A 15,638-nucleotide genomic window follows, 5' to 3' on the forward strand; every position below is an offset into this window, starting at 1 on the left:
AGTAAAGTAGAGAGAATATGATTCAGCTAGATCCTCGAGAAGAGCAGTTTGCCAGAGACACACTTGAACGCTATGCGGGTTGCAACGTCACTGAGTTTCGCAGCAATCTTCTCCTTACCAACTTCCCTCGTTACGTCGACTACTTTGCCAAAAAGCGGAATCTGAAGGTGATTGAAGGGTCGATGTTTAAAATCGCGCACAGTCCCGAAGAGGATGTGAGCATTCTAGATTTTAAGATCGGCTCTCCAGCAGCAGCGCTCGTTGTAGATCTCTGCTCATTTCTTCCGATCAAGTCGAGTCTTCTTCTGGGGATGTGCGGCGGTCTGCGCAGACGCTACAAGGTGGGCGACTACCTCGTGCCGGTAGCGAGCATTCGAGGAGAGGGGACCTCCGATTTCTACTTCCCCCCAGAGGTGCCAGCTCTTGCAAACTTCTTGATGCAGAAGGCGGTGACAAATGTGTTGGATGAGCAGAAGACTCCCTACCACATCGGCATCACGTTTACTACAAACATGCGCTTCTGGGAGTTTAACGAGGAGTTCAAAACGCGGCTAAAAATGACAAAAGCTCAAGCGATCGAGATGGAGTGCGCAACCCTCTTTGCCGCAAGTTACAAGCGCAAGTTCACGCTCGGATCTCTTCTTCTTATCTCTGATCTTCCGCTGAATGCGGATGGAATTAAGACCAAGAAGAGCTCGGAGTTCGTCTACGAGAAATACATGGCAGATCACGTGGAGAAGGGGGTTGCAATCCTCGCCTACTCCCGCACTCTGCAGTCGCGCAACGTCAAGGGCGCTTACCACAGAAACATCGGTCTCTCTTCAAACCCATCATGAAGGAAAGTATGAATCCATCTAGAAATCCGTTCAACGCTCTGAGATCTCTGAAAAGCGACAAGCAGGCCCACTACTATGCTCTCTCGGCTCTTGAGGAGCAGGGTCTTGGGAAGATCTCTCGCCTGCCCGTTTCGATTCGGGTGATGCTCGAGTCGCTGCTGCGCAACTGCGATGAGAAGCTGGTGCGGAAAGAGGATGTAGAGTCTCTAGCAAAGTGGAGTCCGACTAAAAAGCAGAGTGGTGGTGTTCCTTTTATTGTGGCACGCGTGCTTCTGCAGGATTTTACGGGAGTGCCTCTCGTTGTGGATCTCGCTGCGATGCGCGATGCTGCAGCGAAAAAGGGTTTTGATGCTGCGATAATCGAGCCGCAAGTTCCTGTCGATCTCGTCGTCGACCACTCGGTGCAGGTAGACCGCGCCGGAAAAGAAGACGCATTTCTCTATAACCTCAAGATAGAGTTCGATCGCAATGGAGAGCGCTACTCTTTTCTGAAGTGGGGACAGCAGGCGTTTGAATCTTTTGGAGTGGTGCCTCCTGGCATCGGCATCTGCCACCAGGTGAATCTCGAGTATTTTGCGTCAGTGGTGATTCAGAAAAAGAGTAAGGATGGAACGCTTCTCTATCCCGATACGCTCGTCGGAACCGACTCTCACACGACGATGATTAATGGATTGGGCGTTGTGGGGTGGGGTGTTGGCGGGATCGAAGCACAATCGGCGATGCTGGGACAGCCTGTTACGATTCCAACGCCTGAAGTTATCGGCGTGCACCTTTCTGGAAAGCTAAAAGAGGGTGTGACAGCGACAGATCTAACACTGCGCATCACAGAGATGCTGCGCAAAGAGAATGTGGTAGATAAGTTTGTCGAGTTCTACGGAGAGGGGGCGAGCAACTTAACTGTTGCAGATAGAGCGACGATCGGCAACATGGCTCCTGAGTATGGCGCAACGATCGGCTTCTTCCCTGTCGATGAGAAGACGCTGGACTATTTGCGCATGACGGGAAGAGATGAGAAATCAATCGCGCTTGTTAAAGAGTACCTCTCAGCTCAAGGGCTCTTTGGAATTCCAAAAAAAGGTGAAGTGGATTTTACAAAGTCTCTGGATCTGAATCTCTCCGATATCGTCCCTTCCGTTTCGGGGCCTAAACGTCCGCAGGATCGCATTCCGCTTCCCAATCTAAAATCCAAGTTTAGAGAGCTTTTAAAAAAGCCAGTCTCTGAGGGTGGATATGAGAAGGGCGATGAGAAGCAGTGGCCAGTGGTCTCCATGCATAGCGATGGCTCTTTTACTTTAAAATTTCATCACGACGCAGGTGGTAAATCCTCTATCGAGAACAGGGCGACATGGAGCGAGGATGAGATGGTCGCCAACCGGCCTTTTACCGAAGCGGTTGTAAATCCGGGATATTCTGAGGCAGCCCCTTGCAATGCGGTCTTGACTCATGGATCGGTGGTGATTGCGGCGATTACAAGCTGCACAAATACGAGCAACCCTTCTGTCATGCTAGCTGCAGGGCTGGTAGCGAAAAAGGCGGTTGAAAAGGGGTTAACCGTAAGCCACACGGTAAAGACGAGCCTGGCACCAGGCTCCCGCGTGGTAACCGACTACTTGAAAAATGCCGACCTTCAGAAGTATTTAGACCAGCTGGGTTTTGATCTTGTCGCCTACGGCTGCACGACGTGCATCGGCAATAGCGGTCCTCTGGATGAAACGATAGAAAACGCGGTTAAAGAGCACGATCTGATTGCAGCGAGCGTACTCAGTGGAAATCGCAACTTTGAAGCGCGCATTCACAGCTCTGTGAAGGCCAACTTTCTTATGTCTCCACCGCTTGTTGTAGCATTTGCGCTCGCAGGAAGGGTGGATATCGATTTTGAAAAAGAGCCGATAGGCAAGGATCCTCAGGGCAAGCCCGTCTTTTTGCGCGACATCTGGCCCACATCGCAGGAGATCGAAGCCCTCCTTAAGAAGTATCTTCAGCCTGAGATCTTCAAAAAGCGCTATTCAAATATTCTCACAGACAACCCCGTATGGTCTGAGATTAAGGGGATTAAAGGCGCGCAGTTTCCCTGGGAGTCAAAGAGCACATACATACAAAACCCTCCCTATTTTGAAGGCTTCGAACTGAAGGGGACGAAGAAGACCGAGTTTAAAGAGATGCGCTGCCTTGCTCTGTTTGGGGATTCGGTTACAACAGATCACATCTCTCCAGCGGGTCTATTCAGCAGCAACACCCCTGCAGGGAAGTATCTCCACTCTCTCGGCGTTCCAGAAAGCGATTTCAATAGCTATGGAAGCCGTAGGGGGAATCACCATGTAATGATGCGCGGCACTTTTGCCAACGTGCGCATCAAAAACAAGATGGCAGATGGAAAAGAGGGGGGCTTCACAAAGCTGATGCCAGAGGGCGAGCTGCAGACGATCTTTGATGCGTGCCAGGCTTATGCTAAAAGAAAAGTTCCTCTCATCGTCTTTGCAGGCAAAGATTATGGAATGGGGAGCTCGCGCGACTGGGCTGCGAAAGGAGCTGCTCTTCTCGGTGTTAAAGCTGTTATTGCACAGAGCTTCGAACGGATCCACCGCAGCAATTTGATTGGCATGGGGGTTCTGCCGCTCGAGTTCCAGAAAGGAGAGAGCCACGAGAGTCTCGGCATCAAAGGAGATGAGCTCTTCACAATCACAGGAGTGGAAGGCGAGCTGAAGACTGGGCAGGAAGCAACTCTAGAGATCAAGCGTGGTGGCAAGGTGGATCGAGTTAAACTCATTGTTCGCCTAGACACCCCTATCGAGATCGACTACTACCGCGCCGGCGGCATCATGCCCTACGTCCTCCGCAAGATCCTCGAAAAAAAATAACTTGTAAACGTCTCGGCCCCGTTGAGGGGCCGGACTCACTAGTTTATAGTTTTAACTAAATTTTAAGATGACATGTCTCTCCTGGTTCAAGATAAAATTTAATTGAAACCATAAATTACGACACCGTTTTCCTATAGGAAAACGCGTACATTCATTTTAGAGAGAAGTCGTGGCGAAGGAGTGCGATGATCTCGGCTTCGAGGGCGGCGGGGTTCTTGCTCTCTTTGTAGAGGATTCTCTTTTTTTCCACTTCATTTGCTGTCTGTCGTTCGGCATAGAGGGTGCGCGTCTCAAACTTGAGCAGTAGAAACTGGTGAAGAGAGGCGAAGAGTCTTAAGCGTGCGAGGTGGTAGAGCCAGAGAACCTCTGGTGGAGGAGGGCCGAAGCGATCCTTGATCTCTTCTAAAATCGCATCTACTTCGGAGGGGGAGGTCGCCTCGCCCATTCTGTGGTAGAGCTCCATGCGCAGAGAGGGCTCTGCAATATACTCCTCTGGAAAGAGGGCTTTGAAGGGAAACTCCATCTTCGTCTCGTAGAAGGCTGGCGCGCTCTTGTTTTTCAGCGCATCCACGGTGCGTTTGAGAAGTTTACAGTAGAGGTGGAAGCCGATGGCTGAGACCTGGCCCGACTGCTCTGTGCCGAGGATATCTCCCGCACCGCGGATCTCCAGATCGCGCATCGCGATCTTCATTCCTCCTCCAAATCCCGAAGACTCGACGAGAGCATGCAGCCTCTTGCGAGAGAGCTCTGAGAGCTCTCTCTGTTTCGGAACGAGGAAGTAGGCGTAGGCGGGCCGATTCCATCTTCCCACTCTGCCGCGCAGCTGGTAGAGATCTGCGAGGCCGAATGTATCTGCGCGATCGATGATGATCGTGTTTGCATTTGGAATATCGACGCCGTTTTCTACAATCGTCGTTGCAACCAGAATATCCGCAGAGCCCTTTTTAAAAGCGTGGAAGACAGTGTCGAGCTCGTCGGAGGACATGCCTCCGTGTCCAGTGACGATCTGCGCCTGAGGAAGGAGCTTCTGAATCTCATCTGTAACATTGAAGATCGTCTCGACGCGGTTGTGGATGAAGAAGGCCTGTCCATCGCGGGAGAGCTCTCTTAAAAGAGCGTTGTGGATCGTGCTGCTTTCGCGTTCAATGATGATCGTCTTAATCGGGAGGCGATCTTGAGGTGGAGTATTGATCGTCGAGATCTCGCGAGCGCCAATCAGTGTGAGGTATAGAGTCCTGGGGATCGGCGTTGCCGTCAGCGTAAGACAGTCGACGCCAGCTTTTAAGTGTTTGAGATGTTCTTTAGCGCGTACTCCAAAACGCTGCTCTTCATCGATGATGATAAGGCCGAGATCTTTGAACTTAATATCTTTGCTAAGCACTCTATGAGTGCCTACAAGAATATCGATGCTCCCTTCGCTCACTTTTTTTAGCGTCTCTTTTGCATCTTTTGCCGTTGAAAAGCGGGAGAGGTGTGCGATGTTAATAGGATAGTTGGCCATCCGCGCAGCAAAGGTCTCATAGTGCTGCAAGGCCAAAACAGTGGTGGGAACGAGGACGACAACCTGTTTTTTTCCATCTGCGACGGCTTTAAAAGCAGCGCGCATCGCAACCTCTGTTTTTCCGTAGCCGACGTCGCCGCAGATGAGGCGATCCATCGCTTTTGAGCTGAGCATATCTTTTTTCAGGGCATCGATAGCATTCAGCTGATCTTCAGTCTCATCGAAGGGGAAGTCCTGCTCAAACGAGATCATCTCATCGCCATCGGGAGGAAAGCAGTAGCCGCCGGCAATCTCTCTTTCAGCATTAAGTCTTAAGAGATCTTGCGCGTAGCCGATGATCGCTTTCTGAGCATGCATGCGCGTCTTCTGCCAGCGAGTAGTGCCGAGAGTAGAGAAGGTGGGGATCTCCTCCTTTGCTCCGATGTAGCGGCTGACGAGATGCGACTGTGAGATGGGGACGTAGAGCTTGCTGTTTTCCGCATACTCAAGCGCGAGAAATTCGGTCTCTTGACCGACGTGGTTGAGCCGTTTTTCCGTGCCTAGAAATTTTCCGATTCCCTGATGAAAGTGGACGACGACATCTCCCGGAGCGAGGCTATGAAATTCGGAAGGGGGAGTGTGCGAGATCGAGCGCCACTTCTGCCGACGGATGCGCAATCTGTGGGTGAACTCGGTCATCGGGACGATTGCAAGATTACTATCAGGAAGGACAAATCCTGAAGAGAGGTAGTTCAGTTCAAAATGAGCATTTGAAGGGATGGGAATCTCATCTTTTGCCAGCTTCTCTTTGAATAGGCGCTCTTCTGAAGCTGTCGCAGATAAGAAGTGGAGATTAAATCTATAGCCACGCGCATTTGTCTGCAGTAGCTCTTCTATGGTAAGAGAAGCGCTATTTTCACCAGGGGAGAAGAAGGTCGAGACCTCTTGGAAGGGGTGCTGCCAGCGTTTTGTAGTTATCTTGTGATCTCCAAAAATGGAGAAGTGGAGCTCTTGGAAGGGCTCTTTTCCAGTGTAGTAGTCTCTGCCGGGTCTTTTTTTGACCTGTACCTCCGATAGCTCTTCGATCCGCTCTTTTGACCAGAAGAGCTGCTGAAGAGAGGAGGTGATCTTGATGAGCTCGTCAAAGGTTGAAAAGTAGCGCGAAGCTGAGCCGGGCATATTCTTGAAAGCGACGTATCGATCTTCGATGGCGAGTAGATCGTCAAAGATAACGATCGTGTTGGGGCCGAGGAAGTCGAAGATTGTTGAGGGGGCTGTTTCCGACTTGAGAAGCTCCCACTCAGATGCGGGGCTTAAAGAGAGAGTTTCTACCTTTGAGACCGACTTCTGAGAGCCGGCATCAAAGATGCGAATGCTCTCCAGGGTGTCTCCAAAAAAATCGAGACGGTAGGGGTGAAGTGAGGTCACTGGATAGAGGTCGATTAATCCTCCGCGGATTGCGAACTCACCTTTATCAGAAACAACGGTTGCTCTCTTATAGCCGATGGAGGTGAGAAAAGATGAGAACTCTTCAAATGAGAGCTCATCTCCGACCTTCAACTCTTTTAAAAGAGGTTTTAAAGCTTTTTTCGATGGTGTCTTTTGTAGGCATGCTTGAAGTGAACAGAGAAGAGTGCGGGGACCCTTTTTTGAGAGAAGAGAACGGAGAATTTCAAGCCTGCGGCCTACGATATCGCTGCTTGGAGGAATCTCCTCCCCGGGGAGCGTCTCCCACGAGGGGAACTCCTCAGCATCTCTTACGCCAAAGTAAGGCAGATCATCGAGGAGCCTGCTCTCACGCGCCTCTCCAGTGATCACAAGAATATTCTTGCCTGTCGCCTTTTGTGCCAGTTCGATTAAACAGGCCTTTGGAGAGTCCCAGAGCTCTTCAATGAGAAGCGAGCGCTCGCTAGCTAGCGCCTTTTGAAAAACCTCTAGGGATGGACTCTTCATTTTGCATTGATATACTGTTCAGCGACTTCAAACGCCTTGGATAGTCCCAAAGGGTCTTTCCCAGAGGCTTGTGCTGAGTCGGCCTTTCCGCCGCCGCCGCCTTTGATGTGAGGACAGATCTCTTTAACCAGCTCCTGAGCGCTCATCTTCTTTGCGACGAGATCAGGAGAGATGCGCACGAGAATCTGGCATCTATCGGGAAGTTTAAATGCGAGCAGAAGGAGTAGAGAGGGGTGTCTATTCATTAACTCTTCTCCCAAAAGAAGAAGACCCTCTTGGTCGAGGTCGACGATCTCCGCGAGAAGGTGGACAGATCCCACTTTTCTAATTTTTGTTGCGAGGGTCTGAGCGACCTCTTTTAGCGAGCCGCGCTTTAATGTTTTGATCTGAGCTAGGAGCTCCTTGTTCTCGTCTTGAAGCGCAGTGACTTTTACAGGAAGAGAGGGGAGCGTGGTCTTAAGCTGCATGCATGCCTGCAGAGCGATCTCTTCATTTTGATAGACGAGATCTTCTGCTGCCTTTCCGCATGCGGCTTCAATTCTGCGCACGCCAGCTGCAATGCTGCTCTCTTTGATGATGCGAAAGAAGCCTAGGGTTCCAACAGTTGTCGCATGAGTGCCCCCGCAGAGCTCTTTTGAGTAGTCGATGTCGATGACGCGTACAGTTTTTCCATACTTGTCTCCAAAGAACTGCTTGATGTCTGCGCTCTTCTGTGCCTCTTCATAAGAGAGCTCATAAGTTTTTACGGGTGTGTTGTCGCGTATCTTCTCATTCACAAGGCGTTCAATTTGGCGCAGTTCTTCCTGAGAGACGGGCTTATGGTGGTTGAAGTCGAAGCGCAGGCGATCGGATTCTACGAGAGAACCCGCCTGACGCACGTGCGCTCCAAGAACTTTAACAAGGGCATAGTGGAGCAGGTGAGCCGCAGTGTGGTGGCGTGCAATATCACTTCTGCGCTTTGCATCGACTTCTGCTTCTACGGGCTCTCCCAGAATCAGCACTCCGCTCTCAAGCCTTCCCACGTGCACAATCACGCCGGTGTAGGGGCTTTGGCAGCCTTTGACAGTGAAGCGCGCGCGCTTGTGCGAGAGCGTGCCGATATCGCCGATCTGACCGCCCTTCTCGGCATAGAAAGGAGTCGTATTTAAGATGACTAGACCCTCCTGCCCTTCTGTGAGGGTATCGACAAATCTGCCATCGACGACGATCGCCATGACCGTTCCCTCTCCAGAGGTCGCGGTGTAACCGACAAACTCGCAGGCACCATGCTTCAAGACATACTCTTTAAAGAGACTCTCTTCAGCCTGCTGCATGTGAACTGTGTGCGCGCTCTTCGACTTCTCTTTTGCTTGCTCTTCAAGAAGCTGATAGGTCTCTAGATTTACTGTGAGGCTTGTGTCTTTTGCAATGAGCAGAATCTCTTCGAGCGGGAAGCCGTAGGTGTCTTTGAGTTTAAACGCCTCTTCTCCGCTGATCTGTTTCATCGGGCTTTTTTGCGCTTTCTCAATCACCGCATTTAAAATATTTCCACCCTTTTTAAGCGTGCGCAAGAAGGCCTCCTCTTCCACTGTGAGGATCTCTGCGATGCGGCCCTGAGCTGCTTTTAACTCTGGGTAGTCTTCACCCATGCTCGATACGAGTGTTGGTAGAATTTTTGCGAGGAAGGGCTCTTGGAGGCCCAGCCCTCTTCCGTAGCGCACAGCTCTTCTGAGCAGCTTGCGCAAGACGTAGCCGCGTTCGACGTTGCTCGGCTGCGCTCCGTCTGCAATTGCAAAGGAGAGGCTGCGAATGTGGTCTGCTATCACGTGAAAGGCGGGAGCCATCACTAGATCTTCCACATTGTACTTCTTTCCTGAGACGTTCTCCACTTGTGCGATCAGTCCGCGCAAGATGTCAGTAGCATAGACAGAATCGACGCCAATTTTGAGGGAGGCGACTCTCTCGAGGCCCGCCCCCGTATCGATACAAGGAGAGGGGAGTGGAGTCATCTTGCCAGAACTATCGCGATTGAACTGCATGAAGACGAGGTTCCAGAATTCGAGGTAGCGCTCTCCGCTGATATCTTCTTTGGGTGAGCGCGCATTTCCATACTTTGTGCCGCGGTCAATTAGAAGCTCGGAGCAGGGACCGCAAGGGCCAGTGTCTCCCATCGCCCAGAAGTTCTCTTTTTCACCCATGCTGATGATGCGGTTATCTGGCATGAATTTTCTCCAGAGCTCTCTAGCCTCTTCATCCTCTTCGAAGACGGTGATCCAGAGATTGTCAGGAGAGAAACCGAACACCTGCGTTGTCACCTCCCAAGCGTAGAGAATCGCCTTCTCTTTGAAGTAGTCTCCAAAAGAGAAGTTGCCGAGCATCTCGAAGAAGGTGAGGTGGCGGCTGGTGTGTCCGACGTTGTCGAGGTCGTTATGTTTGCCTCCCACGCGGATGCATTTTTGCGATGTTGTAGCCGCCTGGTAGTCGCGCTGGCTCTTTCCCAGAAAGACATCTTTAAACTGGTTCATTCCCGCGTTGTTGAAGAGCAGAGTGGGGTCGTCGTGTGGAACGACAGGAGAAGAGGGAACGAGTGCGTGTCCCTTGTTCTTAAAGTAGTTCAAAAAGCCGCGGCGGATCTCTTGTGATAGCATGGAGTTTCTTTCTTTGGGTTTTTAGTTGCAGGATTATAGTGAGGCCATTAAAAATGTTGTACAAATTTATACGGAAGGATCGTTTTCATGGACGCAGAGGTAAAAAAACAACTTAGCAAAATAGCAAACACGATTCGCGAATTGTCGATAGAGGCTGTGCAGAAAGCCAACTCTGGACACCCTGGGCTTCCCATGGGCTGTGCCGAATTTGGCGCCTATCTCTATGGAGTGCTCCTGCGCCACAATCCAAAAAACCCCAAGTGGCTCAACCGCGACCGCTTTGTTCTTTCTGCGGGTCACGGCTCGATGCTTCTCTACTCCTGCTTGAATCTCGCAGGATTTAAAGTCTCGATGGACGATATTAAAAAATTTAGACAGATCCACTCTATAACACCTGGGCATCCCGAGTTTCACATCACTGAAGGCGTAGAGGCGACCACAGGACCTCTTGGCCAGGGGGTCGGTAATGCAGTGGGACAGGCGCTTGGAATCAAACTTCTAGCTTCTAAATTTAATAGCGAAGGATTTCCTCTGTTCACCAGCAAGGTCTACTGCCTAGCAGGAGATGGTTGCATCATGGAAGGGGTTTCAGCAGAGGCCTCATCACTTGCTGGCCACCTGAAGCTGGACAACCTGGTGCTCATCTACGATGCCAACAAAGTTACTCTCGATGGATTTCTCTCAGAGTCTGGCTCGGAAGATACCAAGATGCGCTATCTAGCGTATGGTTGGGATGTGATCGAGATCGATGGATACGATCTGGATAAGATGGATGAGGTCTTCTCTAACCTCTTAACTTCGCAGAAGAAGCCTACACTCATCTTAATGCACACAATCATCGGCAAGGGCTCTCCAAATAAAGCCGGGACGCACAAAGTTCACGGATCTCCACTTGGCGCAGAAGAGGTCGAAGCGACCAAAAAAGCGCTCGGCTTGCCAGAAGAGGCCTTCTTTGTTCCTCAGTCCGTTCACGCCTTCTTTGAAAAGAAGCTCGCGAAAGATGCTGCACTTGAGCAGAAGTGGAAAGAGATGTTCCGCACCTGGTCTGAAACAAGACCCGATCTCTACAAGCAGTTCATGCAGATGGTCGAGAAGAAGCTGCCTGCAAATCTCGAAGAAGAGCTCAGAAAAATTGAGATCAAGTCGCCTGTAGCGGGAAGAAGCGCTTCTCAGACAGTGCTCAATGCTCTCGGAGATCTTCTCCCATTCTTGTATGGCGGCTCGGCCGATCTTTCTGGATCAGACCTCACAATGATGAAGAAGTTCCCCCTTGTTTCTCCGGGCAACTTCGCAGGCCGTAATATTAAGTATGGTATCCGCGAGTTTGGCATGGCAACAGCTGCATCGGGCCTCGCACAGACGGATATGATCCTGCCATTCATCGGCACCTTCCTCACTTTCTCTGACTACATGCGCAATGCCATTCGCTTGGCAGCGCTTTCAAAAGTGCAGGTCATCTACCAGTTCACACACGACTCGATCTTCTTGGGAGAAGATGGACCTACGCATCAGCCTGTTGAACACTATGCAGCTTTAAGAGCAATTCCGAACCTGCAGTTCATTCGCCCTGCTGACACCTGGGAGGTGAAGATGGCGTGGATCGCTGCCCTTCGCTACCGCGGACCGACTGCATTTGCCCTCTCAAGACAAAATCTGCCAGAACTTTCTGGAACAAACGTTCCTTACGAGCAGGGAATGGGAAGAGGCGCTTACATCGTTAAACGGGAGAGCGGAGCTTGCGACTTCTGCCTCTTTGCAACCGGATCCGAACTCTCACTCGCACTCGACGTCGCAACAGCTCTTGAGAAGAGAGGAAAGTCGGTGCGCGTTGTTTCAATGCCCTGCTGGGAGCTCTTTGAAGCTCAGAGCGACGATTACAAAAAGAGCGTCATCGGCGGCAATTTGGGCAAACGCGTCAGCATCGAAGCTGGTGTAAGCCTCGGCTGGCACAAGTGGATAGGCATGGATGGAATTGCGATCAGCATTGAAACATTTGGCGAGTCAGCGCCCATCAGCGATCTGGCTGCCGAGTTTGGCTTCAACGTCGACTCTATCCTCGATCGCATCATCTAAAAAAGAGGCGCTCGGAGAAGAGATGGACAAAAATGGACGAGAATGGACAGGAAATGGACCAAAATGGACACGCGCCAAAGAAAGAAAAAAGAAGCTTCTTTCACTCTTTTGTGAGAGGGTTGTATGAAACTTTTAGAGGCGTTGCAGTGTAAGAATGAGGGGAGACCGCCGGTGTGGCTCATGCGACAGGCGGGTCGGTGCCTTCCTGTGTATCGCAAGCTGCGCGAGAAGCACTCTCTCGAAGAGATCTTTCACCATCCTGAGCTTGCAGCGCAGGTAACTGCGATGCCCGTCGATCAGCTGGGCGTTGATGCAGCGATTCTATTTACAGATATTCTCACGATAGCAGAGGTGTTTGGCTTTGAAGTCCGCTTCCTTGAAGGAAAGGGGCCGCTCATCACGCCAGCGCTCACTCAGCCTCAAGATGTCGAGCGCCTCGTTGCAAAAGATGTCGCGACAACAGTTGCTTATGTTTTTGAGACGATCAAGATCATAAAAAAAGATCTTAAAGTGCCTCTCATCGGCTTTTGCGGTGGACCCTTCACTGTGGCGAGTTATCTCATTGAGGGAACGCCAGGCGGTAAAGAGCTCTCCAAAACAAAGAGCTGGCTCTTTTCACATCCGGATAGTTTTCATCTTCTGCTCAAGAAGATCACAGAAGCTTCGATCGAATATTTAAAGTTGCAAGTAGAGGCGGGTGCGCAGGTTTTACAGATCTTCGACTCCTGGGCGAATGTGCTCAGCACCCCCTTCTTTCTCACCTTCTGCCACCACTATCTCAAGCAGATCGTGCACGCGCTAAAACCCACAGGCGTTCCCATCATCCTCTTCTGCAGAGGCTCCTCCTTCTTTCCACAGGAGCTAGCCTCCATTGAACCGGCTGGGATCAGCTTTGATTGGCATCGAGAGCTCAATATTCTAAGACGCAAAGTGCCTCCGCACATTGCCGTTCAAGGAAATTTCGATCCTCACCTGTTGAAGGCGCCGCCTGCAATGATTCGCTCCGAGGTCCAGAGGCTCTTGCACTCCATGCACGACGACCCCGGCTTCATTGTCAACCTGGGCCATGGCGTTCTACCCGACACCCCTTTTGAGCATGTAAAATGCTTCGTAGAAGCTGTCAAAGACCATATATGAAAAGAGCACTTCTTCTTTCTTTAACACTCATCGGTTTTAGCATGAATACTCAAGCCTCCGACCAGAAGCGCTTAGAAGAGCACTGCCAGTCTGTTTATCGCACATTTTCTGAAGGCAGCGGTGTTGCAGATGCTGTTTTTGAAAAAGCAGATGGCATTCCGCGCTGCTCAACCGGCATCTTGCATCCCTTCATGAACGCGGTCTTTGGTGCGCCACCTGATGCCGATGCGAGTGCTTATATCGATAGGGAACAGCAATTTTTTAAAGAGAGGAAGATGCCCTTTGTCTGGTACGTCAATGAGGAGAGCAGCCAGGCTTTTAGAGATCAGCTAATCTCTCGCGGTTTTAAGGATTTAGGAGTGCTTAGAGGTGTTATCGGAACTTTGGATAAACCCATAGCACAGCCAGATGTGCCAGCAGATTGTACCCTAGAGCTTGTAACCACAGAAGCTGAAATGGATGAGTTTAATGCGCTGGTATGCACAACTTTTGAATACCATGGCGAAAGCAGGGATCTCTATCGTAAAACGCTTTGGAAAGCAGCTGTCGGCACAACTCCCAAGATGTACCACTGGGTTGCAAGAAAGCAAGGCAGAGTAGTTTCTGCGCTTACTACATTCATTGAAGGGGATATGGTTAGTTTTTGGAATGGAGCTTCAGCTCCGGAACTTAGAAAACAGGGTCTTAGTACAGCCCTACGTTACCTAGCCCTTCGACACGCGATCTCCAAAGGCTGTTGCATCGGCGCCTCCTTCCTCATGTCGGAAGGCATGGCCCTCGGCATCTGCACCAAGCTCGGCTATGAGCCCAAGTGGTACTTTAGCGCCTTCCTCGCCCCCTCTAATCAAGAATGAGATTTAACGACTTTGAGAGAAGGCGAGAGTGTAAACGTCTGGGGATTCATAGAAAAGGGTTTGATTTTGACGGCGCCCCAGTAGCTTTTTTCGCCGTCTGCTTCGTAATTTACAAGCAGCTGCTCGCCGGGTTGGATCGTCTTTTTTACCGTGTAAACAACTTCGATCCGCGCAGGCTCTAGATTGTAGGGATTTGGCGGGATGGTGAGGAGATAGACGATGACATTCGGCTTATCCGAGTGGTTGATGAAGCGAGTGAAGTTGCCTTTTTTATCCGCGTCTATTCTAAGCGAGTAGTGGCGCTTGGGATGGTACTTCTCCTTTTTGCTAAAACGCTGCTGCTCTTCCCTGGTTAGAAGCATCTCTTCGATGGGGGCGAAAGCGTAGGAGCTCTCAGCAAAAGTGGCCTGAGGGACGATCGAGACCTCACCGGCATAGGGAGCGATCACCTGCCCTTTTTTAAGAGGAGCGGCATCTGGATGCAAAAAGATCCCGTAGCCGAGCTTATCCGACAGCTTTTTACAGACGAGATGTTTGGGGAGGCCAGATCTCTCAATAGCCCTCATCACCTCTACCATCTCCTTCAAATCAAGTTTTGAAGCTCTGGAGAGTGTGAAGCTCTGCTTCCGAGCTTCTCGCGTAATTACCTTGTTGATCTCGGAATTGATATTTTGTCTTGGTAGTCTATATCTCATTAATTCTCTTTATTTATTTCTGTTCTTATTGATTTTATCAATAATTGCAGTTTATTAAAGTAAAAAACTTTAATTGAATTAAAGAAATATTTACTAGGGCTTTAAACCAGAGAGTTCGCGGGTTAAAAGGGCGATAGCTGCCCAGTCGAACTTCTCTCTGCCAAGCGTCATGCTGATGATCAGCTTTTCGTGCAGTTCTGAGAGAAATGGCATAGGGACTTGAGACCTGTCCGCACACGTCTGAAGAAGCCTAATGTCCTTAAGTCCAAGGTCTAACGCAAAGCCCGCATCGGCGTAGCTGCGCTTGCAAAACATAGGAGCATAGGCGTGGAAAATAGGGGAGTTAAAGAGAGAGCCTCCCCAAATTTCTACTGCTTTTTCTGTGGAGATTCCCTCTTTTTCAAGCATAGCAGCAGCTTCACCAAAAGATTCGACGAAGCTGAGAATCATAAAGTTGTTGCAGAGCTTAAAGAGAGCGGCCTGGCTAGGCTTATCGCCCAGATCGAAGACCTTACAGCTCATCGCTTCTAAAACGGGAAGAGCCCTGGTTTTTGCTTTGGGATCGCCCGCCAGAAATATCCAGAGAGATCCCTCTCTTGCCCTTTCGGGACGCCCAGATACGGGAGCCGCTAGAAATGAGATGCCGAGATCGCGGTGCTTCTTTTCTAAATCTGCGACAAATTCAGGAGAGTGTGTGCCCATTGAGATGTGAATAGAGGGTTTTTTCGCAGCGCTCAAGATTCCGGATGAGCCTTCGACAAGCTCTTTAAGTGCGAGGTCGTTAGAAACCATGCTGACAAGGATGTCGCATCCAGCTGCAAGCTCAGAAGGAGATGCTGCCCACTTGGCGCCTTGCTCAAGGAGGGGAGCGGCCTTCTCTCTTGTTCGATTGTAGACCGAGAGGTGATTTCCCTTTTTTAAGATGTTCTGCGCCATGGGAAGACCCATGCTTCCCAGCCCAACAAATCCAACGTTAATTCCCATGTTGCCTCTTAGAGGTAATTGCAAAAGTACCGTTTAGCCGATTTTTTCGCGATTTTGTCGATTTTTGGAGTTTGACGCAACTTCACATACTCTTGAGAGTAGGGTGGTTGTGTCAAGCTCCAAAAATCGGTGAAAGCGCAA

The 15,638-nt window shown here is 50.4% G+C and carries 9 protein-coding genes; 5 read left to right on the forward strand and 4 right to left on the reverse strand.

The annotated features are described in order from the left end of the window. Positions 1 to 17: 17 nt before the first annotated feature. Together HYX48_02785 and HYX48_02790 are read left to right on the forward strand one after the other, a co-directional pair. Positions 18 to 836, forward strand: a complete 819-nt coding sequence (locus tag HYX48_02785; GenBank protein MBI2742822.1) for an AMP nucleosidase — start codon at positions 18 to 20, stop codon at positions 834 to 836. Between the two features lie 8 nt (positions 837 to 844). Beyond that, complete coding sequence (locus HYX48_02790) at positions 845 to 3,694, forward strand: aconitate hydratase (GenBank protein ID MBI2742823.1); 2,850 nt, start codon at positions 845 to 847, stop codon at positions 3,692 to 3,694. Positions 3,695 to 3,845: 151 nt separating this feature from the next. Here the strand turns inward: HYX48_02790 and mfd are convergent, their stop codons facing one another. Together mfd and alaS are read right to left on the reverse strand one after the other, a co-directional pair. Then, complete coding sequence (mfd, locus tag HYX48_02795; protein ID MBI2742824.1) at positions 3,846 to 7,127, reverse strand: transcription-repair coupling factor; 3,282 nt, start codon at positions 7,125 to 7,127, stop codon at positions 3,846 to 3,848. Beyond that, positions 7,124 to 9,754, reverse strand: coding sequence for an alanine--tRNA ligase (gene alaS, locus HYX48_02800; protein MBI2742825.1), 2,631 nt, complete (start codon positions 9,752 to 9,754; stop codon positions 7,124 to 7,126). Before alaS ends, mfd begins: the two co-directional genes overlap by 4 nt. A gap of 87 nt (positions 9,755 to 9,841) precedes the next feature. Between alaS and HYX48_02805 the strand changes: the two genes are divergently transcribed. The 3 genes from HYX48_02805 (at position 9,842) to HYX48_02815 (ending at position 13,818) form a co-directional block, all read left to right on the forward strand. Continuing rightward, positions 9,842 to 11,827: a transketolase gene (locus tag HYX48_02805; protein ID MBI2742826.1), complete on the forward strand. Its 1,986-nt coding sequence runs from the start codon at positions 9,842 to 9,844 to the stop codon at positions 11,825 to 11,827. Between the two features lie 123 nt (positions 11,828 to 11,950). Beyond that, positions 11,951 to 12,964: a uroporphyrinogen decarboxylase gene (gene hemE / locus HYX48_02810; GenBank protein ID MBI2742827.1), complete on the forward strand. Its 1,014-nt coding sequence runs from the start codon at positions 11,951 to 11,953 to the stop codon at positions 12,962 to 12,964. Next, positions 12,961 to 13,818, forward strand: coding sequence for a GNAT family N-acetyltransferase (locus HYX48_02815; protein MBI2742828.1), 858 nt, complete (start codon positions 12,961 to 12,963; stop codon positions 13,816 to 13,818). Before hemE ends, HYX48_02815 begins: the two co-directional genes overlap by 4 nt. On the opposite strand, the gene HYX48_02820 is transcribed toward HYX48_02815, so the two are convergent. Both HYX48_02820 and HYX48_02825 read right to left on the reverse strand, forming a co-directional pair. Continuing rightward, positions 13,809 to 14,513: an SET domain-containing protein gene (locus HYX48_02820; protein ID MBI2742829.1), complete on the reverse strand. Its 705-nt coding sequence runs from the start codon at positions 14,511 to 14,513 to the stop codon at positions 13,809 to 13,811. The genes HYX48_02815 and HYX48_02820 overlap by 10 nt on opposite strands. Positions 14,514 to 14,606: 93 nt before the next feature. Beyond that, positions 14,607 to 15,497: an NAD(P)-dependent oxidoreductase gene (locus HYX48_02825; protein MBI2742830.1), complete on the reverse strand. Its 891-nt coding sequence runs from the start codon at positions 15,495 to 15,497 to the stop codon at positions 14,607 to 14,609. Positions 15,498 to 15,638 lie beyond the last annotated feature (141 nt).

Source organism: Chlamydiales bacterium (genome assembly GCA_016185065.1).
Lineage (GTDB): Bacteria > Chlamydiota > Chlamydiia > Chlamydiales > Rhabdochlamydiaceae.

Bases quoted from the DNA above. Each gene is read 5' to 3' on its own strand.
- HYX48_02815 (MBI2742828.1), top strand. From the start codon at position 12,961: ATGAAAAGAGCACTTCTTCTTTCTTTAACACTCATCGGTTTTAGCATG.
- hemE (MBI2742827.1), top strand. From the start codon at position 11,951: ATGAAACTTTTAGAGGCGTTGCAGTGTAAGAATGAGGGGAGACCGCCG.
- HYX48_02785 (MBI2742822.1), top strand. From the start codon at position 18: ATGATTCAGCTAGATCCTCGAGAAGAGCAGTTTGCCAGAGACACACTT.
- HYX48_02790 (MBI2742823.1), top strand. From the start codon at position 845: ATGAATCCATCTAGAAATCCGTTCAACGCTCTGAGATCTCTGAAAAGC.
- alaS (MBI2742825.1), bottom strand. From the start codon at position 9,754: ATGCTATCACAAGAGATCCGCCGCGGCTTTTTGAACTACTTTAAGAAC.
- mfd (MBI2742824.1), bottom strand. From the start codon at position 7,127: ATGAAGAGTCCATCCCTAGAGGTTTTTCAAAAGGCGCTAGCTAGCGAG.
- HYX48_02805 (MBI2742826.1), top strand. From the start codon at position 9,842: ATGGACGCAGAGGTAAAAAAACAACTTAGCAAAATAGCAAACACGATT.
- HYX48_02825 (MBI2742830.1), bottom strand. From the start codon at position 15,497: ATGGGAATTAACGTTGGATTTGTTGGGCTGGGAAGCATGGGTCTTCCC.
- HYX48_02820 (MBI2742829.1), bottom strand. From the start codon at position 14,513: ATGAGATATAGACTACCAAGACAAAATATCAATTCCGAGATCAACAAG.